Raw genomic sequence first — 25908 nt, forward strand, 5'->3', positions numbered from 1 at the left:
ATTGGAGGTAAGTAAATGAAAACAAATAGAAAACATCTTGCAATGATGAGCGTTCAAGGAAAAGTAGATCATCCGAGTTTGAGTGGTAATGGTTATCGTGTAGGTTATGATGGTTGGGGCAGAATAACGATGGGAGTAGGTGGTATCACCTATAATTATAAAATAGGCGATGGTTGTATGGGAATTGCCGGAGACCATATTGAACCGGGTGTCAGTTTAAAAAACCCATCCGATAAAGAAAATAATGCATTACAGGCATTTGCATGTATTGGAAATAAGGCAAAAGTCATTAGTGGCGATGCAAAGGGACATTATGGATATGTAACAGGAAAACATGGTGGTATCGATCATGTCATGGTTTATTTTGATGAAGAGACTTTAGATTGTATGACCTGTGATGATAAGGTATTGATCAAAGCTTATGGTCAAGGTCTTAAGTTATTAGACCATGAAGAAATTCATGTCATGAATATTGATCCTGATCTATTGGATAATCTCTCAATTACAGAACGTGAGGATGGTATTGAAGTACCGGTAGTAACAAAAGTTCCTGCTTATTTAATGGGAAGTGGATTAGGCAGTGCAACAACGATGCTTGGTGATTACGATATTATGACACAAGATAAAGAAGCAAACGAACGCTTTCATTTAAATGAATTAAAATTCGGTGATCTTGTTATGGTAGAAGATCATGATAATCATCATGGTCCTCATTATTTAGAGGGAGCTGTTTCCATTGGTGTCGTTGTACATTCTGATTCCTTTACCAGTGGACATGGACCAGGTCTAGCCATTATTTTAACCAGCAAAACAAAAACGATCCATCCAAGGATCGATCCACAAGCTAATATAGCCAATTATCTAAACATAAAATAAAAGACGAATCTCATATGATCCGTCTTTTATTTTAATCTCTATTACCTACAAAACGCAAGATATATAAGAAGATATTGATGAAATCCAAATATAATTGGAATGCATTGTAGATGGATAGACGCTGAATCATATCTTCATCGCCTTCAAACTCAATATACATTTTTTTCATTTTTTGCGTATCATAAGCAGTAATACCTGTGAATAGTGCTAATCCAATTGCGGCAAATCCCATAGTCATGATATCCGTACCTAAGAACATCAAAATTGCTTCCGCAATGATGAATACGAACAATCCTGTATATAGAATTGGTCCCAAACGCATAAGATTTGCTTTTGTTGTATATCCGATAACAGCAAGTGCAACAAAGTATCCTACAGATAATCCAAATGCTAAAGCAACAGAACTTAATCCATAAGCCAATACCCAAGTTGTTAAAGTAATACCTAATAAAGCAGCATAAGCAAGAAACAATACTCTTACTGTCGTTACCTTCATCTTAAACAAACGTGCAGAAAATACAACCGCAATACCAAGCTGAGCAATCAACAATGCAAATGGCATCCATTGATTCATATACAACAAGTATAAGAAATCAAAGCTATTGTAGCAAATAAAGGAGATAATACCTGTGATTGCTACACCGACAGCCATCCAAATAAAGGTTTTCGCAACATTTTGTCTTAAACTATCCTCAAATTGAGAATCTATATTCAATTCGTTTCTTTCAAACATATTCTATTCCTCCTATGATTCGTTATTAGTATACACAATTTGATGAAAAATTTCATCATTTTTCTGCAACATATTTCAAAATCCCTTTCGCAATCGCTTCAGCAATCGCATCACTACCTTCTTCACTGTTTATGTAAGAGGTATCACTTGCATTACTCAAAAATCCGGTCTCCACAAGAACAGAAGGTATTTGATTATATACCAAAAGGGATAGTGGTGAACTTGCCTGATCTTTTATACCACGATCAAAGCTTTGAGGAACACCATTTAAAGCTGTATGAATATCTTCCGCTAGCTTTACATTTTGTTCATCATTATAATTCACCCAAATTTCATGTCCTCGTATTTCATCCTGATATTCTTCTGAATAATTTAAATGGATCGATACAAAACAATCCGCTTTGCTTTCATTTGCAATTTTAGATCTGGTTTCCAGATCCTCCACATTATCATCACTCCAGCTTACTTGATCACTTGTTCTAGTATACAAAACCTCTATATCATTTTTTTCAAGAATCTGACCGATTTTTTTCGATATCTTTAATGTCAGGTCTTTTTCGATCACCTTTCCATCATCACTGGAACTTCCTTCATCATATCCACCATGCCCTGGATCGATCACCACTTTGATTTTATCTACCGTCAAAGCATTGCTTTTTGTTTTCGCAACAACAGGTTCCTTTTCTTTTTCAAGACAATAACTGTCCTTGATAGAAGGTATGATCATAAAACAAATCAGTATCAAGCTTGCCCATATCATATGCCGCTGTATAAAGTTTTTCTTCATGATTGCTCCTTTCATGTCAATGTTCACAATCCTTTAAGATCTGCATGATCACTTCATATGCTTCACTTTCTTTATTCCAAAGATTTTGATATTTATGTAAGATACGTATTGCACGTTTTTCATCTTGATCTAAATATGCCAAAGCATAATGCAAAACAACATCACAAGGATCACTATGTACCTTTAATAGATGTAAGAAAAGTTGCTCCCCTTTCTTAGATTTCATTCTAACATAAGCAGTCGCTTGTTCATATTGAATACTGATACGAAGCAAGGGATAACTTTTAGAAAAAGTTTTCAATAACCTTTCACATAAATCAACGATGGTACGATAAAGTTGCTTATCTTTTTCAGCTTCTTGCATCATCAAATCCAAAAACGTCATCAAGCTTGCATATAAATCTAAATCATCATGAACTTGATAATCGATGGTTTCAAGTGCACTGATATCAAATTTTTCAGCTGTCTGACATAATTTTTTAAAACAACTCACACCTAATTTGATTTTTTCTGAATTTGAAATGCTCGGTTCCATTATATCACGAATTTGATTGGATAGGATTCCATAATGTAAAAAACCAAAATTTTCCCGAATTGCGATTTCTAACACTGCTTCATCTATAAAAGATACCGGATAGCGACCTTCCTTAATGCTATCCTGTTTGAAAATTTGATCAGATATGGCCAATTCATTATACGTATGTGCTAAGCTTTCTTTGATTTCATCATAAGACATTTTACAACCCATCGTGACTAATTCTTGATTAATTTCTTGTTTGCTCATTTGGTTTAAATCGTGAATCATCGTTTGATATTTCATATGTTCTGTGATAGCATCTTTCATATAATCACTCCATTTGTGTCAGGATATCTTGAAGCAATTCACAAAATGCATCATCATCTTCTTGTTTTCGTTTTTTCGCATGAGCATAATTACCGTGTTTTCTCATGATTCTAGATTGATGACGTTGTGCCAAGAGATTATCAATATTTTCTTTGGTATAGGCAAATCCATTTTGTGATAATACAATTGCACCTTTTGATAAAGCTAGTGCTGCCAAGCCGTAATCCTGAGTAATTATGATATCATTGTTTTTTATATAACGCAAGAGTACAAAGTCAGCTGCATCTCTTCCTTTATCCACAACGATCATTTTAACTCCCTCATATGAAAAGAAATGAGAGGTGTCACAAACAATGACGACCTCTACTTTAAAACTTTCCGCAATTTCAATGGTTTCTTCGATTACTGGGCACCCATCCCCATCAATATAGATTTTATGCATGTTCCACCAGATTTGGCGTATATCCGTTTTCAGTCAATATATCCATAACTTGTTGGATATGTTCTTGATTATTCGTTTCAATGACCAGTCCTACTCTACATTGATTGAATAAGATTCCATTTTGAATACGATTATGATTGATAGAAATAATGTTTGCGCCGGTTTTTGAAATTAATTCGATCATTCTTGATAAGTTACCCGGCTTATCCATGACATTCATATTGATCACTGCTTTTCTTCCCGTTTTGATCAAACCGAGATCAATGATCTTACTCAATAGATTGACATCAATATTACCACCACTTAGCACACAAACAACCTTATGATGATCTAGATCTATTTTATGAAACAATGCTGCGGCTACACTTGTTGCGCCGGCACCTTCTGCCACCATTTTCATTTTTTCCAAAAGAATCAATATCGTTGCGGCAATTTCTTCTTCACTCACAGTAACAACTTCATCTACCAATTCTTTACAAATATCATATGTTAACTTACCCGGTGTTTTTACCGCAATTCCATCAGCAATGGTATTGACACTATCTAACTGTATGATTTCTCCTTCTTCTAAAGAACGTTTCATACTTGGTGCATTTTCTGATTGTACCCCGATCACACGACAAGAAGGTTTGATGTTTTTGATAGCGGAAGCAATCCCACTAATCAATCCTCCGCCGCCAATCGGTACGACCACAGTATCCACATCAAGCATTTTCTCTAGTATTTCGATTCCAATGGTTCCCTGTCCTGCAATGACATCCTCATCGTTAAACGGCTCAATAAACACTGCACCGGTGATTTCCTGTAAATTTTTCGCATATTCATAGGCATCATTAAACGTATCACCTTGGAGTTCCACATTAACCCCATAGCTCCTTGTGGCTTCTATTTTTGATAATGGTGCTGTTTTCGGCATCACGATGGTACCCTTAATTCCCATTTTCATGCATGAATAAGCAACACCCTGTGCATGATTGCCAGCACTCGCCGCAATTACCCCACGTTGTTTTTCCTCTTCACTTAAATTTGATAACTTAAAATAAGCTCCTCTTAACTTAAAAGCCCCTGTTCCTTGTAGGTTTTCTGCCTTGATGTAAAGATGTTCATGTAGTTTAGATGCATGAACGATCGGTGTCTTACTGATGATAGGATCCAATACTTCCTTTGCTTTTTGTATTTTCTCAAATTTCATGATGCGTCCTCCCTGATATCTATCATCATTGTACACCGTTTTCATTTGATTGAAAAGACACTTTTTCTACTTTTTGAATACAGTTATAAATATTTGTTCACAATTTAAAAACAACTATATCTTACCCTTATACCATAAGGATCTTTTTTTATCCTTTTTTCAAAAACTTCGCAACATAGAAAAAGGATCAATATCTATCGCATACAGATATCGATCCTTCCAATTACCTATCATTTATATCAGGCTTACTTTCTGAATGTTCAAAATCTTTAATTTCTTTGCGTGTCTTTTCGTAACACTCATAAATATCTTCTACTACAAATGGTTTATTGATATGAGAATTCATCCCACATGCTTTACAGCGATTGATGTCTTCTTGAAAAGCATTGGCAGTCATCGCAATGATCAGTATGTTATCTGCATCAGCACGTGGTAGACTACGAATCATCTGAGTTGCTCGATATCCATCCATAACCGGCATCTGAATATCCATAAGAATCAAATCATAATAGCCTTCCTTTGATTCTTCAAATTTCTTAACTGCTTCTTCTCCATTGTTTGCGATATCCACACAAGCATCATCTAATGATAATAATTCCACTGCAATTTCAAGATTCAACAAATTATCTTCTACGATCAAAACATGTTTTCCTGCAAGAGCTTTTTCCACACAAATTTCATCTTCTTCAGATGGCAATTCATATAAACGACGCATTAAATCTTTAAAATCTTTATGGAATACCGGGCGGCACAAGATATCATCTGCATTCATTTGCTGCTTAACTTCTTCTAACTCATCTTTATCAAATCCTGTTACGATGATCTTGATCGATGTAGTCGATGCTTCTTTGATCTGTTGAGCGACCTTATTCATATCTTTCGCAAAGTCCCACCGAACCAGACACATCGTAAAACCTGCGTTATCTTTTTCTGCCTGATCCAATAAGTGGAGTGCATCATTCAAGGCTTGTGCGCTTTCAACTATGAAACCTTCATCATCTAGTAATAATCCCAGTTGTGTACGTACTTCATCTACTTGATTTAAGATCAATACTTTTTCTTTATGTTCTAAACTTAACATTTCTTTTGGTTGCTGTTTTTGCAAAGTGACCGGAATCTCAACATGGAAACTACTTCCTTCATTCACCTTGCTTTCTACGTATATGCTACCTCCCATCAGTTCTACAAATCGTTTGCTGATCGGTAAGCCCAATCCAGTACCTCCATAGCGACGAGCAACACCGCTATCCTCTTGTGTAAAAGGTTCAAAGATTCGCTGTAAATTTTGTTCAGCAATACCACATCCAGTATCTTTTACAACAAAATGATACCAAACTTCATTTTCCTTTTCACTTGTATGATTCATTTTTTCCACACAAACTTCTACTGAACCGTTTTGCGGAGTGAATTTGAGTGCATTTGAAATCATATTCGTAAGTATCTGATTCAAGCGAAGCTCATCACTAATGATATATTCATCGATGATACCATTAAGGAAAACTTCAAATTGAATTCCTTTTTCTTTTCCTTGTGAGTAAAATACTGCTGTCAATGACTTTAATAACGTACCAAAATTAAACACTTCATTATGTAATTCGATTTTACCGCTTTCAATCTTAGACATATCTAAGATATCGTTGATCAACGTAAGAAGATGTTTAGAGGATAATGAAATTTTATCCATGCAATTTTTCATACGATTCGGTTGATCGATATAATGTTTTCCTACTTCTGTCATCCCTATGATTCCATTTAATGGTGTTCGTATCTCATGCGACATAGAAGATAAGAAATTACTCTTTGCCTGATTGGCCTTCTCGGCTTCTTCTTTTTCTTTTACAATTTGTTTACGATAGCGTCTTTCACTTTTTTGATGTAGGATAAAGAAAGCGGCTATTACTAATAGAATTAAAATAAAGATTCCAAATGCAACGATCATCAAGAAATGGCTCAATGCAGAAACCTGAGAATTGACAGTTGTATATGCCATACTGGTACACATATACCAATTTGTACCGGAAATCGGTGCATAATATAGATATTCATGGCGCTGATACAAATGCAACGATACCATAGCTTCCTTTCCATCTTGAATATTTTCTTTGAGGTTTTCTAAAGAATACCCTTCATCAAAAACGGATTGATGTTCCAAAATAGAATAAAGATTGGTTCCTTGTAATGCAACATCACGATTGGAATTGCGGATGATAAAAGTACCATCAGGTGCAATGATATTAGAATAAGAAGCTGTTCCGTCTTTGTTTAATGCCAGTTTCTCACCAATGACTGAGGTATCGATACCCGCAATAATAGCAATAAATTTATCATTGAAAAATGGTTTTGTTTCAATTGTTGCCCCAAGTAACATCATGTCATTTCCCCAAATGGTTTCATTCACCGATAAGAGTTTTTCATTTCCTTCCATCAGTTGATGAAGCCCAGAAATCTTTGAAATTGCCGGAAAAATACCATCTGAAGAATAGGCAATGCCTTGTTCACTAAGCAATGCCACATGAGAGAACTGATTGTCTTCTTTTACTTTTTTTAAGAAAGCTATCAGATGTTCTTCACTTTCTAATTCAGAAGCAGAAACAGAATTTCCTATTGTTTGAATCTGAGCATATAAACTATCTAAATTTGTTTTGAAATGGTTGCTCATTTGTTCTGACATTTCTTGTAGATACACTTGACTTATTTTTGAAACAGTTCGTTTTGCTTCTCTTTGATAAGAGTAAAAAGCAGTGATGCCTAAAGACATAATCAAGAGAATAAGTAGAAATAAGAAGATCATTTTTTTCCGCTTCGATTGTAAAAACATCTCATCCTTCATATGCTTTTTCCTCCTCATCCTTTTTATGAAGCTATATCCACGATTCTATTTTCTAATTCCACATGAATCTTTTGGTCCATATAATGTTCAAAATAATATTTCATAGCGTCTTGATACGTCATATTTGTTTCATCAACTAAACTTACATTTCCTTTTTCTGTTGCATCATCATAATAATTCAGCATCATATATCCATCGCCATTACCTTCAGCATATCCTTGTTTTCCAGCCATATAATCATTTACAGCCAATGTATAAGATCGATTCCTCTGAATTGCTGTGCCATTCTCTAATACTACGGATTGAAGGCGGCTACCGATTGGTTTTGAGCTATCAAAGGTATAAGATATACCCGATACTTGTAAGAATCTTCCACCGGGAAATTCATCGGTACAGGTGGATAAACTGTTTTCTAACATTCTCCATATAACATCTCCATCTATTTTTAATACCACTATTTTATCATCAAAAGGACATACTACTTTCAAATCCTCTCCATAAATGTCACCTTGATATAAGCTTGAGCGAATAGCACCTCCATTGATGACCGCAATATCTGCTTGGGTTACTAATTTAATACTATCTGCGATAAGATTTCCAATCTTCGTTTCTTCTTTTCTAACATTATAATTCTCTAACAATAAATCATTATCAATAAAACCTACGATCGACAAGTCATAATCTACATCTTTTGATCCATTCACATGATAATCATCTACAGCTTCTAGAACTTGTGCTATACTACTGCTTTTGTCGAATGTCTTCCTTGCTTGAAGTCCTAGATACTCAATGATACTATTCGGAAATTGAACGTTATAAACATATCCTTCTTCTATATATTCAGAAATTCCAGCTGGCATATTTTCTTTATTATTTTCATCATTTTTCAAATAAGAATGTTCACTTTTTAAATCACTCATAATGGCTTTTTGTCCCTCTTCCGTTGACAATAGCTCTATAACTTTTTTACTAGCTTCTTTTTTCTCATCGGAAGAAGATGCATTGATACCTACATAGCCAATTGGAGAATACATCACCCATGGATGATTTCCTTCATCTGATAATAGCGGTAACATACGATATTCATATGCTTTTGCCCTTCCTGCTTCAACATTTGTTTTATTCTCTTCCACAATTTGTGTCATAAGGTTAGAACTGCCAAATACTGCTGCTAAGTTTCCTAACGCCATTCTCTCTGGAATCAAAATACTATTTCGTTTTAAAGCAATTGCATTTGGATCTAATACACCATCAGATATCAATGCATTGGATAATGTAAAAGCTTTTTCAAACGTTCCCGTAAATCTACTTTCTTTTCTTTCTAAATCGGCAAGCCATTTTACACCTTCCACAGTTCCAAGAAAGTCTGGAACCATCATTCCAACAAAAAATAAACCAAGACTTGCGTTATAATTGCTTTCTATACTAAAATTAATACCATCTTCACCTACACCTAAGCCCTTGCTTTTCAGTGTCGATAAGGCACTTTCCAATTCTTTTAACGATGTAGGTAAAGGAATACCGGCTTCCTTAAACATTGTTTCATTTATGATATAGCTATAGTATGTACCCGGTAGCGGAAGCAAATAATTTTTTCCATTAACCATCAATTTAGAGGTTATCGTGCTATCGTATTGGCTACTAGCCTGTGTATCACTTAGATCTAGTAAATATTCCTGCATATTTTCAAAATCCGGTTGACTTGAAATAACGATATCCGGACCAACACCTTTTGCGAGTTTTCGTATTTGTTCACTTAAATAAGGTGTGCGTTCATATACTAATTCTATATCTGAATATGTATCTTCTACCAATTGCTTGAATTGCTTAAACTCAGTAGAATATAGCAATGTAACGGTTGTCTTCTCTTTTTTATTGCTACAACCACCTAACGAAGTAATCGCAATCAATAATACGATGCACCAAATAAATCCGATCCGCCTATTCTTTTTCATATCTACTCTCTCCCTTATACCGACACTTCTTTCCATATATCGTGTATAATTTATTCACAAAACATCATTGTCCTTGATACAGAAGTTCAGATATTGTATCCTGCATAAGTTGATATTGATGTTTTACTTGTTGAAATGCATCATCAATTTTCTCAAAATCTTCCCTTTGGCATAAAAGCTCAGCTAATTCTAAATCTACTTGAACAAGTTGTATCAAAACCAAATTTAAAACGATCCCTTTTTCATGCATCACAGCTACAAATGCATCTTCATATCTAAAAATCGCCTGTTCCTTTCATCATTATTCACTTGATGAACAGCATCTACATAATCTGCTTCCATCAATATAGCGATCCTCAACCATCATATATTCACCAGCTCTCTATTGTTATAAACAAAATTCAAATCAATGATAATACCAATACCTATAATTACGATATGAATCTTTTATAATTATAACAACATCAATTACACAAAGCAATGAATCACAAGAATCATGATCTAACTACAAAAGACCATGATATCCTTACATAAAGTTTTTAAACATATTCATTATAGCAATATTTTGTTACTGAATCAAATACAAATTCATTCTTCGCTCCTTTGATTACACTATTATCGTTCCAAAAAAATATCATAAGTCAAAAGGTTTCGCTTAAATAACTTCTTGGCTTTTTTCTTTGAGTTTATTGCTAGAAGAACTTTTATATAATAAAAAAGATAAGAACTTTTCAGCAATCATAAGTTCTTATCATCTATTTTATAATAAATAAAAGATCAGAAAATCTACATTAAGTAGGTTTCTGATCCTTTCTTAAGAATACTTCTAATAGATATGATTCTATTTAGTCCTTTTCAATGAAGTTCAATAATTCCTGAGCAGCAATATTGATACCTTCACGATTTTCTTTATCTAAACCAAGGTGTGTATAAATTTCTCCAACAAATACACCATTTTTCTGTAATGCGTCAAACATCTGGTGAATCAATGGTTCACAGATTTCCTCTTGTTGCATTGGTCCAAATGGATTAGCGAAGTAAGTGGTTGAGATACCAACTTCCTGAGTTGTACCTTTGGCCATACGTTTACCTTCTTTACAAGTTGCAATTGCATCTTCCATATCATCAAAACGATGGATACCGTTTTTATCATCGTAGTTATTTGCATATGCAAACAAATCGATTTTATGGTTTGTCGCAACTACTTCATAAGGTGCTGCTGGTGTAATGACACGAGCATTGTTACTTGATTCTGGATTCATGAAAATAGAACGGTCCATATCACGATAAGGCGTTCCTGGATCTAAATCATCCAAACGGATGAAAGCACCGATCTCAGTTCCTTGACCAAATGGAATTCCATCCTCTAAGTGAATAGTTCCCATATCGTCAAATACAACGACGATATCTTTAATGATATCTTTTCCTACATTTTTTAACGCTTCGATAGACTCAGATTTACCTGCACCTGAATCTCCCATCAACATAATGTTTTTACGTTTGCCATTTTTCAATGTAATTTCTACAAATGCACCATGGATTGGCAACCACCCTTGCTGCATCTTTCTGACATTGTGCAATGTCAAAGACATTTTCTTTAAATATCCAAAGTATTCAATACGTTCATTATAGCTAACACAACCTACCCATAAATCTTCTTCTTTATCATAATGGAATGTTGTCTGATCTTTGCCATCTTCATTACCGAATAATACGATCATATCCGGTTTCTTAGAGCATTCATCTTCATTTGCCAATTCAAATAGGTTTGCCAATGAAACTGCAGAAGATATAAAATCACGATGGAAGTAAATGAAAGCAAGTAATGTACCGATCTTACATGGATAGCAATACCATTCATCCTTATTACCTGTAAAATCTTCAATTGGATTCGTTTCGATTTCAGTAAACATACCGGTACGTTTGTTAGATTTTGGATGTAACAACATTGGTGTACGCAACATCACAGAATTGATAAATTCAATATCTTTTAGCTTATCATATTTTGCTGATAGTTTTGTCTTATTTTTACGTACAGACATCGCAGCATTGGTACCAGCCTGTAACTGACGATATACTTTATTTTTTCTACCCATGATCTGTTCTTCAATACTACGGAACAATCCCAAGATCAAATTGTTGAAGTTGGAATCGGCAGCAACAAAACTCATATCATTTAATGCATTTCCATTTCCAACACTGGCAACAGAAAATCTTTGATGCTTTTTCCAGAAATTATACATTTCCTCAACAAATTCTAACAATCTCTTTTTATCATTCAAATATGGAGATTCGATTTCATCGATTTTGAAAATACGAAGCATACGGAACAATCTTAAGATATCATTGGTAGCCTCTCTTGCTGTTTTACCATTTACTGCAAAATAATATAGATCTTCATGTGTTTCCTTCAAATAGTCGATATAGTTATGAACATAGCCGCTAAAGGTTGTGGAATTTAATAATGTATCTCCGTTTTGTGCATAACCTGCACTATAATTCACGATTGCTAAGTCTTTAGTTAAATACAATGTTTCCTTCATAAATCTGCTCCTTTCACTCTCTTTTTTGCTCTTAATATAAGGTGAATTAACCCTATCGCTTTCTATTATACAATAAAAAGAAAAAGAAAGAAAGAGGTTTTTGTAATATTTTCATTTTATGTAAAAATTTTCATAAGAATTTCATGTAATCTTGTTTCTTTATAAAGATTTCTTAAAAACCAACGGTCATCCCGTTGGTTTATTTTTGTAATAAGGTTGCGATCTTTTCTTTGATGTCGCTTAAGCAAACCTCTTCATTTTCTTGTGCAGTTCTGGCACGGAATTCTACCTTGCCCTCTTTGATACCTCTTCCCACGGTAATACGATAAGGAATACCAATGAGTTCCATATCTTTAAATTTTACACCAGGGCGTTCATTTCGATCATCCAATAAAACATCGATTCCCTTTGCTTTGAGCGCATCATATAATTCATTTGCGATACGAATTTGTTCTTCATCTTTCATAGATACGATGACGATTGCTACCTCATATGGTGCGACACTGACAGGCCATTGAATACCATATTCATCGTTGTGTTGTTCAACGATACTTGCCATACAACGTTCTAAACCAAAGCCATAACATCCCATTTCTACAGGGTGTAATTTATTTTCTTTATCTAAATATTCTAATCCTAAGGTCTTTGCATATTTTGTTCCTAGCTTAAACGTATTACCAACCTCAATTCCTTTACAGAATTTCAATTTTTTACCACACACAGGACAAATATCTCCATCATGTACTTGGGCAATATCAGCTACTTTTTCTACAACAAAGTCTTTCAGATTTACATTTTTGATATGATGATCGCTTTGATTGGCTCCTACAATGAAGTTTTTCATATTTAAAACTTCACGATCCATAACAATAGGACATTCTAATCCAACAGGACCTGCAAAACCTACTTTTGCATGTGTCACACGTTCCACTTCTTCAAAGCTTGCTAACTCGATTTCATTTGCGCCTAATAATTTCAAAACTTTTGTTTCATTTAACTCACGATTGCCTCTTAATAAGAAAGCACATGTGCGACCATCCACAGAATAAATCAATGTTTTCACAAAATCATCTGCTGTTTTATCAAAGAATGCCGCAACCTCATCTATGGTTTTTGCATTAGGTGTTTCAACGATTTCCATGTCTAATTCTGTTTCTTCACTGATTGAGCGTGTATCGATAACCTCTGTAATCTCTAAATTACTGGAAAAATCACAGGCTTCACATGTTACGACTACATCTTCTCCGATATCTGTGATTGCTTGGAATTCTTCACTCAAACTGCCACCCATTGCGCCGGTATCTGCTTTTACGATCTTATAGTTTAGTTCACAACGATCCATGATTTTTTTATAAGCATCGAACATTTTCATATAAGATGTGTGAAGTCCTGCTTCATCTACATCAAAGGAATACGCATCCTTCATAATAAATTCACGAACACGAATCAACCCATAACGAGGTCTTGTTTCATCACGATATTTTGTTTGAATCTGATATAAATTGTATGGAAAATCCTTATAAGATTTTCCTTTCATCATTGCTGCCATGGTGAAAAGCTCTTCATGAGTCGGACCTAATACATAATTTTTCTGATAACGATCCTTTAACGCAAACATATTGGAACCAAAGGCTTCTCTACGTCCGCTTTTTTCATAGATTTCTTCTGGTATCAAAGCAGGCATCAAAAGTTCTTGTGCCCCAGCCTGATCCATTTCTTCTCTAACGATATCTTCGATTTTTTTCAAAACTCTTTTTCCCATAGGCATGATCATATAAATTCCACTACTGCTTTTTTTGATCATTCCGGCTCTTACTAAAAGATTTCCACTGGTACTGTCTTCATCCTTTGCGTTTTCACGAATGGTATAAAAGAAACTATTACTTAATTTCATTGCACTCTCTCCTCATAATCTTTTTTATTTTATCACGTTTTTCTATCTTAATAAATATTGCTTCGATCTTTTTTCATGACTTTACGTATCATTGCGTCCTTTTCCATAGGAATATCTGTTTTCATTTTCAATACCTGCATCGGTTTATTGGCAACCTCAACGAGATTTCCGTCAAGATCATAAAGATCTTGCACTTCAAATCTTGTCATTTTGATATGTGGCCCAAATACCTCAGCTTCGATATGTGATCGAAAATGATTTCTAACTTCTATTGTCGCTATTTGTTGTTCTTGATCATAATCCAACACATACGCAATAAACTCTTGTGTTACGCCTGCCCCATTGACCCCATATAAATGATCCTGTGGCTTAGGATCTCCTAAATAAAAACCTACTCCCGTCGGTCGATTTTCTGCCTTAGATAATTCCTCATAATAATATTTCATACGATCTTCACTAATGCTTCCAACCTCATAATATTCATCGATCAGCATACGATATGTCTTGATCAAGGTCGCAACATAATAGGCACTTTTCATTCTTCCCTCTATTTTTAAACTGGCAATGCCTGCCTGTATGAGATCGGGTATGAAACGTGCTGCCATCAAATCCTTACTTGACATAGAGAATAAATCTTGGTCATCATGCAATTGGCGTTCACCATCATATAATCGATATTTCCAACGACAGCTTTGAGCACATCCCCCTCGGTTGGCATCTCTACCTGTCATATGATTGCTTAAAACACAACGTCCTGAATATGAAATACACATTCCACCATGAATAAATACCTCTAATGGTACCTTACTTTGCGCTGCAGTTAATTTGATTTGTTCCAACGTAAGTTCCCTTGCTAAAACAACTCGATCCATCCCTTTATCTTTCCAATATTGTGCCGCTACAGCATTGGTTGAGGAATGTTGAGTACTTACATGAACCTCTAGCTTAGGCGCATAGGTTTTTGCACACATCATGATTGCCGGTGATGCCACAATGATCGCAGTAACGCCAATACGTTCTAGTTCCATCAAATATTCTTTTAACCCATGCATATCCTCAGCATGTGGTAGCATATTGACCGTAACATGAATATGGGCTCCATGAGCTTTGGCAAAACGTACCCCTTCTGCGATATCTTCTATTGTAAAATTACTTGCACGTGAACGAAGAGAAAACTGTTTACCACCTAAATAAATAGCATCCGCTCCGTATAATACAGCAATCTTCAAACGTTCTAGATCACCAGCCGGTGCCAATAATTCAATTTTTTTCATGTACTTCACCTGCCTTTACCTTACTGGTTTTTGTATCATAAAAGCCATTGGTAACGTGATCTTTTTCATATTTTTTTTGATAGTTCTCCATTATATGACCTGCATCAGCTCCATGTAAAATATCCTGATACAATTTCACTGCCTCACATACATAATCAATATCATGAAAGATACCGTCAATTTTCACATGTTTGACACCTGCTTCTACAAATGCTTTGATTTCACGAAAACTCGCTAGTGTATATCCACTGAATACATGAGTACCTAATGCATCCTCTATGATTGGCATATGTTCATCTCTAGTTTCTTCCATGATATATAAACTGCGTTTCTCTTTGATATCTTCATATTGATCAATAAATGTTAAATAATTAGAAATTAAATGACGCTTACTATGCATCATATTGACACGTCCATGAATGGTGACTTCAATATTTCCATTGGTATGTTTTGCGATATCGCAGATTTCTTCTTTTGTGATTTCTCTGGAAATACTTACCATACGTATTCCTTCTTCTAAATAGAAATTCACATCTGCATCATTGGTCATCAAAGTATCCGGAGCATAGATCAAACGATCTTCTATATGAAGTTTTTTCGCTTCATATAAAACACTCTCATCTCCATAATAGATTCCTTCTACATTTAATTGTTTTAATTCTTGTAAAAAGGAAGTCAAGCAATCCATTTCATCCTGAGTAAAAAAGCGATTTACCAACATATACATATTGATTTGTTCTTGTTCACACACTGATTTTACACGCTTTAACTCAGCTCTTGGAAAATAGGCAGCACCTCTTGCAGAAAAAAACGGTGTTGCGATAACAACACTTGAAGCACCTGCTTCCTTTAATTTATGGATATCTCCTATTTCAAAAGGAGTTGCGATCATATCTAACATTCTATCACCTTTTTCTATTTGCTTACCTATTATAATATATTTCTTTTCAAATGGGTAGTAAAATTCTTCTTTCAGTTAGGAAAGAAGAACTTGATCCTCCCTTTCCATTCCGATAAATGATATAAACCAAAAAAAGTCTCCTAAGAGAAGACTTATTTCTATATCAAATTTAATTATCAAATCTTCGTTTTCGATACATCATACAAAATACCATCACACCAATGAAGATCCATGCTACGATCAATGCATAATTACCTAACATATCCATAACAAAGATGCTTTGTCCTTCCACAATAAGATTTAATAGTTCACTAAGTCCATAGGTAGGCACAAATTGTGCAATGGAATGAAGCAATTGATTGAATTGTCCTAACATCGGAGGCAATAAAAATAAAATCATAATCGGAGAAGATAGCGTTCCCGTGGATATTTGATCTTTACTGATCAATCCTATCACTGCACCAAATAACAGCAATGTGATAGAAGTAATCGTTGTAACAAACAGATACGGAAGAAGACCTTGTATCTCTAGCTGTGTCACTAGAAAAATGATCACTCCAATACTTTCCATGACAATTAACACGACCAGTAACTTAGATATCAGATACTCTAAACCGCTAACATCACTCAGCATCAAGACCCGAAGTGTAGATTTTTCCTTCTCTTCCGCAATCATCATGGCAAATCCATTCAAAGGCGTTGCTACGATATTGATCAATGTCGCAATAGATATGACAAATCCACGTGTTTCAGGCTCCTCTATCATCATATCGGCATAGATAAACTGATATAAGATCGCAAACATAATCGGTAAAAATAACATCAATAACACGTTTTTATTTGTCAATAATAATTTAATATCCTTTTTCATCAAGACGGATATTGTATGCATTCTTAATTTCACATCAATTCCCTCCCTGTCATATCCAAAAATATTGTTTTTAAATCAGGTTCGATAGAATGAATACGTAAAACATTACCATCCATGTCTTGTAGAACCTGTTTCAAGCTTTCTTTTTCCTTTGTTGTATGATATTGTTTTCCCGTATCGGAATAAACGATGACTTCATTTCCTGCATGTTTCAACTTTAGATCATCCGGATTTCCACATTCAACGATATGACCTTGATTCAAAAAAGCGACTCGATCACATAACAAATCAGCTTCGTTCATATTATGTGTAGTTAAAAAAATCGTAGTACCTTCTTGTTTTAAATCCGCTATGATACGATAAATTTCCTCTGCAGTCGCAGGATCCAGTGCACTCGTTGGTTCATCTAAAAATAAGATCTTTGGTTTATGCAGAATGGCTCTGGAAAAGAGTAACCGTTGTTTCATACCTTTTGATAAATCTTTAGCTTTCTTTTTTCTCGCTTCCCAAAGTCCGGTCTTTTTTAAAATGGTATCGATCTGATTGGTATCGATCCTTTTCAAATCTGCAAATATCTTTAAATTCTCATATACAGTTAATTTCTCGTAAATCCCACTGTTATCAGTAAGCACCCCAATCTGAAAAAACAATTCATCCTTGATTTCATTCAAATCCTTCCCCATCAACATGATTTCTCCTTCATTCGCTTTTAACTGTTTGGTCAACAATTTAATGGTTGTTGTTTTCCCTGCCCCTGAGGGTCCAAGAAAACCAAAGGTTTCCCCCTCTATCATGCTGAAATTCAAATCTTTCAATGCCTTTGTATCTTGAAAGCTGATACTGACATGTTTCATTTCTACAATAGTACGTTGCATAAACATAGCTCCTTTCATGGTCTTTAGTATAAGACAGTAAAGAGCTCAATTCGATTTTTTTAGGCTGAATGGAGCAATAGCCGGTATGAATGGAGCAGAAAGGAATTAAAAATCATACAAGGATTTCATCTCTTCAATTCGTCCCTTACTTAAAGGTATCCTTACATCATTTAAACCTTCTAGTTTTAAAGAATAGGAGTTTCTTGTCCATTTGATAATTTCCACAACCTTTTGCATATTCACAAGATAACTCCGATGGGATCGGTAAAAACCAAAACGCTTTAGCTTATTCTCAAGCTCCTCCATCGTTTGTGTACATACAAAGCTACTATTTCTTACATAAACATAACTCTTTTTATCCAAACTTTCGATATAATCAATTTCATTAGGATTAAACAGCATGATCTTATCATCTAATTTAGCACCGATTTTCATTGGATGAACGATTTCTTCTTCATTTGTTAAATTGGTGATTTCTTTAATTTCCTTATCCGTACGAATATAAAAATGATGACCGGGCATCATACATACATCTTTTAAGGATGGTGATGTCATAAGGATACATTTCTTGTTTTGTTCCATCTGATCTATCCATTTCATCATCAACTCTATATCTTGATCCTCTAGATTTTTCAAAGGATCTTTTAAATATATCATAGGCATATCCTTGATCATCTCTCTGGCAGCCTTTACCCTCACAAGTTGAGAATTACTAAGTTGATCTAACGTTACATGTAACATATCCTGTAGCTGAAACAAAGAAACCGCCTTAGAAAAAAGCATATCATGTTGTGACAACTTCGAAAAAAACTTCAGGTATTCCTTTACCTTCATTTTCTTATAGACCTGATCTTCTTCTGATACGATTCCTATCTTAGTGACACTAGAAAGTATTTTATCTTCTACCTCTTTTGCGATTTGTTCCTTGCATTCAAAACTAAAGCATCCTGTTTCTTTTTTACGAATGAACGCTATGAGCTGTGTTGCATCCATATCCATCACCTCTTTTTGTATCATTTTACAGTACAAAAAGATAGAAAGCAACGGGAATCAATCCTTTCTATCTTAGATTTATATCAGTTTGCTTATGATTTTTCATAAAATAAACGATGAATGGCATGAACTACTCCATCATCCTCATTACTAGATATCATCTCTGCATGCGCCAATATTTCTTTTTTCGCATTTTTTACAGCAAAGCTACGATCTGCCCATCCCATCAAAGGCAAGTCCTCTAGATCATCACCAAATACATATACTCGATGAAAGGAATGCTCTTGTTTTAAGCTTTCTACTGCTTGTTTCTTTCCTGCATCTTTTTGATAAATATCGATTTTAGAATATCCCGGATGTTGTTGATCCAAGGTGATGACAATATGCAATTCATCATAACTTCTAGAGGTTTTTATGCTTTCATATAATTGATGAATGATGGCTGTTTCATGTATGGCATGTAGATAAATCGCTGATTGCTCTTTGGGAAAGTTACTGCATACATAATTTTTATAAGGCGTTTTTCTATGTGTATGATACATATCTTCTTCTACAGGATTTTGAAAACCTTGATAGTATACATGTAGCATATGATGAACGATCGTATGTATAAAGCAATTAACCTGTGCTTCTTCAAAAAGCATAAGGACTTCTTCTAAACACTGGTTTGGTATCACTTTACAATGATGATATTCCTGATGATGAATGTCAAACATTGCTGCCCCATTCATTGTAATCATGGGTAAAGTGAAAGGAATATCTTGAAGCATCGGTAAAAAAGAGGAAGGTGTTTGTGCTGTCGCAATGGTGATCTGAGCCCCTTGTTCCAATAGTTGTTTAAGTCTGACCTTTGTATAAGCACTTAATTCTCCTTTTTCATTTAATAACGTATGATCCAAATCACTCACAAATAAAATATCTTGATTTCGATGGCGATAGAAATGTATTGTATTCAATCCCAATGCAACAAAAATTCCGATCAAGGTATCAATGATACGATTGAACGCAAATACATAAGGTTCGATATCCATCGCATGGGATATGGTAACACTCATAAACACAACACAAGAAATATAAGATGCAGATGTCATCTTCAATAAAACCGTACTATAAATGATAGGAATGATCATGAGTGATATGAATAGATAGCGAAGAAATAAGGTATCCATCACCAATAGATTTTTCTCCACAATCAGAACAAACATTCCACAAATTCCACCAAGCAAGGTCCCTTTCACTCGATTGATAGCAACACGTTTGCTATTTTTTACATCTTGTTGTATACATAAAACAGCCGCAATACATGAATAGAATACGATTCCTTCCGGACGAAGAAATGATATAAGAAAACAGATCATAACAGCCATACTTGATTTGATAATTCTCATTCCTATTTTCGGCATATGCTTCCCTCCTCATTTTTCTTTCTTATTATAATGAGTTTGATTTCTCATGTAAACAAAAAAGCAGACGATATCTGCTTTTATCTGATGATGTGTAAATCCTTTGCTGTTTTATAAGCTTGAATCAATAAAGTCGGTGTAATAGCAAGTCCATACATCGTAAGCAATTGAGAATAAGAAATCGTTGTGACAGAGAACAGAGAATGAAGTGTTGGTATCATAAGAATTGTGGTTAAGAAGATAAATCCGACAATGAATGCCATGATCGCATATGGATTACTAGAAAGCTTGATATGATACAAGGAATGTTTACTTCTACAATTGAAGCCATGGAATAATCTAGCTAAGCATAAGGTGGAGAATGCCATCGTTGTAGCGATTGCCCAACTTGTTTTTAAACCAATGAAATATGCCGCCATTGTAACTATCGCAATTAAAATTCCTTGAACACCCAGTTGTTTGATCGTTTCTTTCGTTAAGATACCTACTTTAGGATCTCTTGGTTGTTCTTTTAATACATCTTTGGTAGAACGTTCCATACCGATAGCAATGGCCGGTAAGGAATCTGTCACTAAATTGATAAATAACAAATGTACTGGTAAAAAAGGAACCTGTAATCCCAGCAAAGAGGCAGCCAGTACACAAATGATACCGGATAAATTACCACTCAGTAAATAAATGATTGCGTTTTTAATATTCGCATAAATATTTCTTCCGGTTGCCACCGCCTTCACGATGGTCGCAAAATTGTCATCAGTCAAGATCATGCTGGCAGCATCTTTAGAAACCTCAGTTCCCGTTATCCCCATAGCGATACCGATATCTGATTGTTTTAATGCTGGAGCATCATTGACTCCATCTCCTGTCATGGCAACAATGTTCCCTTTCTTCTGCCATGCATTTACGATACGAATTTTATGTTCCGGAGCAACTCTCGCATAAACTTTTATCGAAGCAAGTTTCTCATCTAACTCTTCCTCACTCATAGCATCTAATTCTATACCTTCTAAACAAAGATCTCCTTGTTGATAGATACCCAATGTTTTCGCAATGCTTCTTGCGGTTACCTTATGATCTCCGGTAATCATGATTGGTGTAATACCTGCACGAAGACAATGTTCAACCGCCGTTTTACTTTCTACTCTTGGAGGATCCATCAATGAAATGAGACCGATAAAAATCAGCTCCTGCTCATCCTCAATGCTAATGCTTTGATGATTGACATTGCGATAAGCAAACCCTAATACTCGTAACCCATTTTCCGCAAACGCTTCATTTTTCTGTAAGATAGCAACCTTATCTTCTTCTGTAATATCATGAATACCATCTTCTAAATGAATTTTTGTAGACTTTTTAAGTATTTCATCACAGGCACCCTTTAATAACAAAGTGGCATTTCCATCGATCATTTGAAGTGTAGACATTAATTTTCGTTGCGAATCAAATGGATTTTCATCTATACGTTCATATTTTTTTCTTGTTGTAAGCTCATCGATATGATAAATCTCTAACAGATCCACAAGCGCTAATTCCGTTGGATCACCGATCCTTTGTTGTTCATTGGTTTGTGCATCTGTACATAAGGCAAAGCCTAATAACATCATACGATCCAAAGGAGTTGTTTCTTTTAAAGCGGTAGCTTTGATCAATTCATGATTACGATAGATTTCTTGTGCTGTCATCTTATTTTGTGTAAGCGTTCCCGTCTTATCACTACAGATCACAGAAACACATCCAAGACTTTCCACAGAATTGATATTTTTCACAATGGCATTTTCTTTTGCCATTTGACTGGTTCCCATTGCAAGGACGATCGTTACGATGCTTGCAAGAGCTTCGGGTATGGCTGCTACCGCAAGAGCTACTGCAAACATTAATGCATCTAATATCGCATCCCCTTGCCATACATTTAATCCAAATACCAAAATACAAATTGCGATAATTCCGATACTTAATTTTTTACTGAAATCATCCAATGTTAGCTGTAATGGAGTCTTTCGTTCTTTCGTTTGATTCATCAAGGTCGCAATTTTTCCGATTTCCGTATCCATACCGATGCCGGTAACCACACACACAGCACGGCCATAAGTCACAAGACCACTGGAAAATACCATGTTTTTTTGATCACCTAAGCCACATTCCTGCTCTATCGCATCCACTTCTTTTTGAACGCTTTCCACTTCTCCGGTTAGTGCACTTTCATTCACTTGTAAGGTGTAATTTTCAATGATACGTGCATCAGCACCAACAACATCACCTGCTTCTAACAGCATGATGTCCCCAACGCTCAATTCTTTGCTGGATATTTCCATTGTCTTACCATCTCGAATCACTCTAGTATGAGGAGTGGATAACTGCTTTAAGCTTTCTAAGGACTTTTGTGCTTTCACACTTTGTACAGTACCCAGAATGGCATTCATCGTAATCACCACCAAGATAACAATGGTACTTTCTAATTCCCCGGATATCATAGATACGATCGCTGCCGCAATTAAAATCAAGACCAGTAAATCTTTAAATTGTGATAAAAAGATCATAAAGGTACTTTGTGATTTTATTTCCTCTAATTCATTATATCCATGTTGCTCCTGCCTTTTTTTCACTTCCTGTTCAGACAATCCTTGAGAAGAAGATAGCGTTGCTTTCAACGTATCTTCAACACTTTTCTGATAAAACTTTTCCTGCATGTGAATACTTCCTTTCTTATTTATGCTTCTTTTCTATAGTTTTACCAGTTTTCCAAAATAAAAACGAGACTATAGAAAAGGTATTCTATAAGTCTCGTCATTTCAGTATCAGGCCAGAATTTTCATTCGGGTTTGTTGACCAGATTCACACAAAATCGTGCTGACTACTCCCTTATTTAGTATAATGATAACAAAACAAGCCTATTTTGTAAATGATTTTACAAAAATTAACAGTTTGTTAACAATTCAGCTTTCTGCCAACAGTTTGGATAACGTTGGTATGATTTGTTTCTTTCTTGAAACCACACCATCCACAAAATAAAGATCATCCATGACATCATCCTTAAAGGCTTCTTCTACCAGCTGTGCCAATCGTCCGACAAATAAGAGGTTACTGCCTTCACCATTTACCGAAGTAAAGCACATCATCAAAACATCAAACTTATTGATTTCATTGATTGTTTTCATATAATCGATCATGTCATCACGTATCATACGAAGCTCTTCTTGATTCGCAAGATTGATTTGTCCGATGGCAATCCTTTTTCCATTGATGTTATATTCTTTGAAATCATTATATAATATTTCAGAAGTACTACGACCTTTGATGGTAGCTACAGCACTAAACATTTCTTCTGCCATCTGATCCAAATCTAAATTCGCTATCTGTGCTAATTCTTTCGCCAATTCCTTATCTTGTCTTGTTGTTGTCGGAGAATGAAAATTCATGGTATCACTTATGATCGCACAACACATCAAGGCTGCTGTTTGTTTTTTTGGTACTACTTCTTGTTCTTTGAACATTTTTGCAATAATACTGCAAGTACTACCTATGATTTCATTTCGAAATTGTGCAGGATATGTGGTTTCTATATCACCGATTCGATGATGATCTACGATTTCCAATACTTCGCCTTCATTCAAATGATCAATACTTTGACTTGTTTCGTTATGATCTACCAAGATAAATTTCTTTTTCGCATAGTTTAATAAATGATAACGTGCCAAAGAACCTACAACTGCTCCATGCTTATTCAAAACCGGATAAGAACGATATCTGCTCTTACTCATTTGATGATATGCATCATCGATATAAGCCTGATCCTGAAAAGCAATGATCTTACGGCTCATGATCAATTCTACACTTGGGCAACGATAAATTCCCCTTGCGACTTTAAACATATCCAGTTTTGTTTTGATGATATTACAATGATATTCTTTTGCCAAACGAATGACACTTTGGGATAAAATATCCACTCCGACCAAAATCAAACAAGCTGCCCCATCTGTAATCACTCTTCGTTGTAGCTGAAGATCATCACTCAACACTACGATGGCATCCTTATAGCTTTCTTCGTTATATACAGCTTTATGACTGGTAATGATAAATACATTTCCATTTGGACGATAGGTATCACAATGATGAACGAATTCACCACTCAATACCTTTGCGATATTTTCTACCGGAGTATTGCTCATCAATGAACGATTTGTTTCTCCGTTTTCTGTATACAATACCTTTGCGATATCTGACATTGATACCACACCAATCAGTTTTTGATCCTGATCTACCACATACAGTACCTTTGATTTACGTGCAGATAAACGATCCCATGCTTCTTTGATGGTCTGTTCCTTATGTATTGTCAAAGGCTCATCAAAGGCCACATCATAAAGTTTTACCTTTGCATTTTGTATATAAAGTGGTTCCTCCTTTTCAAATTTTTTCAGTAGATAATCTGTTTCTGAATTAATATCTCCAATACGTGCAGCAACAGCATCGATTCCTTTTGCTTGTTTCAATTCAGCATATGCAATAGAAGCAACAATAGAATCCGTATCAGGATTTTTATGTCCGATAATATAAATATGATCTTTCATGATGCAGTTCCTCTTTTCTTTGTTGATTCTATTATATCGTATCTATAAAGAAATCTCTACGAAAAAAGTAAGCATTTACATTTTATAAGAAAAAAGCACCCACTTATTCAGTGGATGCCTCCATTTGTTTTAAATCAGCATAGATTCCCTGTGCGATCTTATTAGCCAAAGCTTGTTGATTTGCCTCATTCATCAAGTAATTACGATCATTTTCGTTCGCAAGAAATCCTGCCTCAATAAGGATTGCCGGTAATGCATTTTCCTGTAATACCTGTAATGGAGCGATATCCTGATCTTTGATTCCTCGATTTTGAGTATAATGCAATGCATCCATCTGTGCAGCTACATTTTTTGCCAGTGTAAAGCTTGCCTCATCTTTTATTTTACCCCAAATTTCAAAACCATATGGTTCACTTCCGTAATCACTTGCATTGGTATGTATCGATACAAACAGTTTTGCATTACTTGTATTAGATATCTCAACTCGTTTTGTAAGATCAGCAACCTCATCTGCGGGCCAATTCACATCATCACTTTCTCTTGTATAAGCTACATGAACCCCTTTTTGTTCTAAAGCTTTCCCAATCTTCTTTGTCAGAGAAAGTGTGATATCTTTTTCATAAATATTTTCATAACTACTTCCTGTATCGTATCCACCATGTCCTGCATCAAGTATAACATCTGCTTGTGGAGTCACCAGAGATACAATGCTCCTAGTAATGGGATTATCCGGAAATACTTTCGTACATAAGATCAAAAGTACCAGCATCACAACCAATTCCGCACATAGGATGATCAAATAATGCATCGGATCTTTTCTTTTTCTTTTCTTTCTCGTCATCACTACTCACTCCAAACGAGTGTATTATAACATAAAGTACTCTATAATACTTCAAATTAATTCTTACATTTTTATGAAAAAAGGAC

General features: G+C 35.0%; 20 protein-coding genes. 1 reads left to right on the forward strand and 19 read right to left on the reverse strand.

Annotated elements, in window-relative coordinates:
* The first annotated feature begins 15 nt into the window (after positions 1 to 15).
* Positions 16 to 876 (forward strand): DUF4438 domain-containing protein, encoded by an 861-nt coding sequence (locus tag UGRO018_RS08360; protein ID WP_416326025.1) that lies wholly within the window; start codon positions 16 to 18, stop codon positions 874 to 876.
* 31 nt (positions 877 to 907) lie between these two features.
* Here the strand turns inward: UGRO018_RS08360 and UGRO018_RS08365 are convergent, their stop codons facing one another.
* The 19 genes from UGRO018_RS08365 to UGRO018_RS08455 form a co-directional block, all read right to left on the reverse strand.
* Complete coding sequence (locus UGRO018_RS08365) at positions 908 to 1609, reverse strand: Bax inhibitor-1/YccA family protein (protein WP_416326026.1); 702 nt, start codon at positions 1607 to 1609, stop codon at positions 908 to 910.
* A 55-nt stretch (positions 1610 to 1664) separates the two neighbouring features.
* Positions 1665 to 2396, reverse strand: coding sequence for an N-acetylmuramoyl-L-alanine amidase family protein (locus UGRO018_RS08370; protein ID WP_416326027.1), 732 nt, complete (start codon positions 2394 to 2396; stop codon positions 1665 to 1667).
* A gap of 16 nt (positions 2397 to 2412) precedes the next feature.
* Complete coding sequence (locus UGRO018_RS08375; protein WP_416326028.1) at positions 2413 to 3240, reverse strand: hypothetical protein; 828 nt, start codon at positions 3238 to 3240, stop codon at positions 2413 to 2415.
* 4 nt (positions 3241 to 3244) lie between these two features.
* On the reverse strand, positions 3245 to 3682 hold the full coding sequence (locus UGRO018_RS08380; protein ID WP_416326029.1) for a YaiI/YqxD family protein: 438 nt from the start codon (positions 3680 to 3682) through the stop codon (positions 3245 to 3247).
* On the reverse strand, positions 3675 to 4874 hold the full coding sequence (gene ilvA, locus UGRO018_RS08385) for a threonine ammonia-lyase (protein WP_416326030.1): 1200 nt from the start codon (positions 4872 to 4874) through the stop codon (positions 3675 to 3677). Before ilvA ends, UGRO018_RS08380 begins: the two co-directional genes overlap by 8 nt.
* A gap of 223 nt (positions 4875 to 5097) precedes the next feature.
* Positions 5098 to 7704, reverse strand: a complete 2607-nt coding sequence (locus UGRO018_RS08390) for a hybrid sensor histidine kinase/response regulator (RefSeq protein ID WP_416326031.1) — start codon at positions 7702 to 7704, stop codon at positions 5098 to 5100.
* Positions 7705 to 7727: 23 nt separating this feature from the next.
* Positions 7728 to 9659: an extracellular solute-binding protein gene (locus UGRO018_RS08395; protein WP_416326032.1), complete on the reverse strand. Its 1932-nt coding sequence runs from the start codon at positions 9657 to 9659 to the stop codon at positions 7728 to 7730.
* A gap of 64 nt (positions 9660 to 9723) precedes the next feature.
* Positions 9724 to 9912 carry a hypothetical protein gene (locus tag UGRO018_RS08400; RefSeq protein ID WP_416326033.1) on the reverse strand — a complete coding sequence of 63 codons (189 nt, stop codon included), beginning with the start codon at positions 9910 to 9912 and terminating at the stop codon, positions 9724 to 9726.
* Positions 9913 to 10504: 592 nt separating this feature from the next.
* Positions 10505 to 12202, reverse strand: a complete 1698-nt coding sequence (locus UGRO018_RS08405; RefSeq protein ID WP_416326034.1) for a phosphoenolpyruvate carboxykinase (ATP) — start codon at positions 12200 to 12202, stop codon at positions 10505 to 10507.
* Between the two features lie 199 nt (positions 12203 to 12401).
* Positions 12402 to 14096 (reverse strand): proline--tRNA ligase, encoded by a 1695-nt coding sequence (locus UGRO018_RS08410; RefSeq protein WP_416326035.1) that lies wholly within the window; start codon positions 14094 to 14096, stop codon positions 12402 to 12404.
* Positions 14097 to 14143: 47 nt separating this feature from the next.
* On the reverse strand, positions 14144 to 15370 hold the full coding sequence (locus UGRO018_RS08415) for a peptidase U32 family protein (protein WP_416326036.1): 1227 nt from the start codon (positions 15368 to 15370) through the stop codon (positions 14144 to 14146).
* Positions 15357 to 16271, reverse strand: coding sequence for a peptidase U32 family protein (locus tag UGRO018_RS08420; RefSeq protein WP_416326037.1), 915 nt, complete (start codon positions 16269 to 16271; stop codon positions 15357 to 15359). The genes UGRO018_RS08415 and UGRO018_RS08420 overlap by 14 nt, the downstream gene beginning before the upstream one ends.
* A 169-nt stretch (positions 16272 to 16440) precedes the next feature.
* Positions 16441 to 17175, reverse strand: coding sequence for an ABC transporter permease (locus UGRO018_RS08425; protein WP_416326038.1), 735 nt, complete (start codon positions 17173 to 17175; stop codon positions 16441 to 16443).
* Complete coding sequence (locus tag UGRO018_RS08430; protein ID WP_416326039.1) at positions 17172 to 18017, reverse strand: ABC transporter ATP-binding protein; 846 nt, start codon at positions 18015 to 18017, stop codon at positions 17172 to 17174. The genes UGRO018_RS08425 and UGRO018_RS08430 overlap by 4 nt, the downstream gene beginning before the upstream one ends.
* A gap of 105 nt (positions 18018 to 18122) precedes the next feature.
* Positions 18123 to 19010 (reverse strand): LytTR family transcriptional regulator DNA-binding domain-containing protein, encoded by an 888-nt coding sequence (locus UGRO018_RS08435; protein WP_416326040.1) that lies wholly within the window; start codon positions 19008 to 19010, stop codon positions 18123 to 18125.
* 92 nt (positions 19011 to 19102) lie between these two features.
* Entirely contained in the window at positions 19103 to 20413 is a 1311-nt protein-coding gene (locus tag UGRO018_RS08440; RefSeq protein WP_416326041.1) for an HAD-IIB family hydrolase, read from the reverse strand.
* Positions 20414 to 20493: 80 nt separating this feature from the next.
* Positions 20494 to 23100 carry a cation-translocating P-type ATPase gene (locus UGRO018_RS08445; protein WP_416326042.1) on the reverse strand — a complete coding sequence of 869 codons (2607 nt, stop codon included), beginning with the start codon at positions 23098 to 23100 and terminating at the stop codon, positions 20494 to 20496.
* A 246-nt stretch (positions 23101 to 23346) separates the two neighbouring features.
* Positions 23347 to 24981, reverse strand: coding sequence for a putative manganese-dependent inorganic diphosphatase (locus UGRO018_RS08450; RefSeq protein WP_416326043.1), 1635 nt, complete (start codon positions 24979 to 24981; stop codon positions 23347 to 23349).
* Positions 24982 to 25084: 103 nt separating this feature from the next.
* The gene (locus UGRO018_RS08455) at positions 25085 to 25822 is read right to left on the reverse strand and encodes an N-acetylmuramoyl-L-alanine amidase (RefSeq protein ID WP_416326044.1); all 738 of its coding nucleotides are present in this window, start codon (positions 25820 to 25822) and stop codon (positions 25085 to 25087) included.
* Between the last annotated feature and the right edge of the window lie 86 nt (positions 25823 to 25908).

The sequence above is a fragment of the Hoskinsella mucinilytica genome (assembly GCF_045223415.1).
GTDB lineage: Bacteria > Bacillota_I > Bacilli_A > Erysipelotrichales > Erysipelotrichaceae > Hoskinsella > Hoskinsella mucinilytica.

Bases quoted from the DNA above. Each gene is read 5' to 3' on its own strand.
- UGRO018_RS08370 (WP_416326027.1), bottom strand. From the start codon at position 2,396: ATGAAGAAAAACTTTATACAGCGGCATATGATATGGGCAAGCTTGATA.
- UGRO018_RS08420 (WP_416326037.1), bottom strand. From the start codon at position 16,271: ATGTTAGATATGATCGCAACTCCTTTTGAAATAGGAGATATCCATAAA.
- UGRO018_RS08450 (WP_416326043.1), bottom strand. From the start codon at position 24,981: ATGAAAGATCATATTTATATTATCGGACATAAAAATCCTGATACGGAT.
- ilvA (WP_416326030.1), bottom strand. From the start codon at position 4,874: ATGAAATTTGAGAAAATACAAAAAGCAAAGGAAGTATTGGATCCTATC.
- UGRO018_RS08365 (WP_416326026.1), bottom strand. From the start codon at position 1,609: ATGTTTGAAAGAAACGAATTGAATATAGATTCTCAATTTGAGGATAGT.
- UGRO018_RS08435 (WP_416326040.1), bottom strand. From the start codon at position 19,010: ATGGATGCAACACAGCTCATAGCGTTCATTCGTAAAAAAGAAACAGGA.
- UGRO018_RS08415 (WP_416326036.1), bottom strand. From the start codon at position 15,370: ATGAAAAAAATTGAATTATTGGCACCGGCTGGTGATCTAGAACGTTTG.
- UGRO018_RS08445 (WP_416326042.1), bottom strand. From the start codon at position 23,100: ATGCAGGAAAAGTTTTATCAGAAAAGTGTTGAAGATACGTTGAAAGCA.
- UGRO018_RS08430 (WP_416326039.1), bottom strand. From the start codon at position 18,017: ATGCAACGTACTATTGTAGAAATGAAACATGTCAGTATCAGCTTTCAA.
- UGRO018_RS08455 (WP_416326044.1), bottom strand. From the start codon at position 25,822: ATGACGAGAAAGAAAAGAAAAAGAAAAGATCCGATGCATTATTTGATC.
- UGRO018_RS08390 (WP_416326031.1), bottom strand. From the start codon at position 7,704: ATGAAGGATGAGATGTTTTTACAATCGAAGCGGAAAAAAATGATCTTC.
- UGRO018_RS08360 (WP_416326025.1), top strand. From the start codon at position 16: ATGAAAACAAATAGAAAACATCTTGCAATGATGAGCGTTCAAGGAAAA.
- UGRO018_RS08405 (WP_416326034.1), bottom strand. From the start codon at position 12,202: ATGAAGGAAACATTGTATTTAACTAAAGACTTAGCAATCGTGAATTAT.
- UGRO018_RS08410 (WP_416326035.1), bottom strand. From the start codon at position 14,096: ATGAAATTAAGTAATAGTTTCTTTTATACCATTCGTGAAAACGCAAAG.
- UGRO018_RS08380 (WP_416326029.1), bottom strand. From the start codon at position 3,682: ATGCATAAAATCTATATTGATGGGGATGGGTGCCCAGTAATCGAAGAA.
- UGRO018_RS08375 (WP_416326028.1), bottom strand. From the start codon at position 3,240: ATGAAAGATGCTATCACAGAACATATGAAATATCAAACGATGATTCAC.
- UGRO018_RS08440 (WP_416326041.1), bottom strand. From the start codon at position 20,413: ATGCCGAAAATAGGAATGAGAATTATCAAATCAAGTATGGCTGTTATG.
- UGRO018_RS08395 (WP_416326032.1), bottom strand. From the start codon at position 9,659: ATGAAAAAGAATAGGCGGATCGGATTTATTTGGTGCATCGTATTATTG.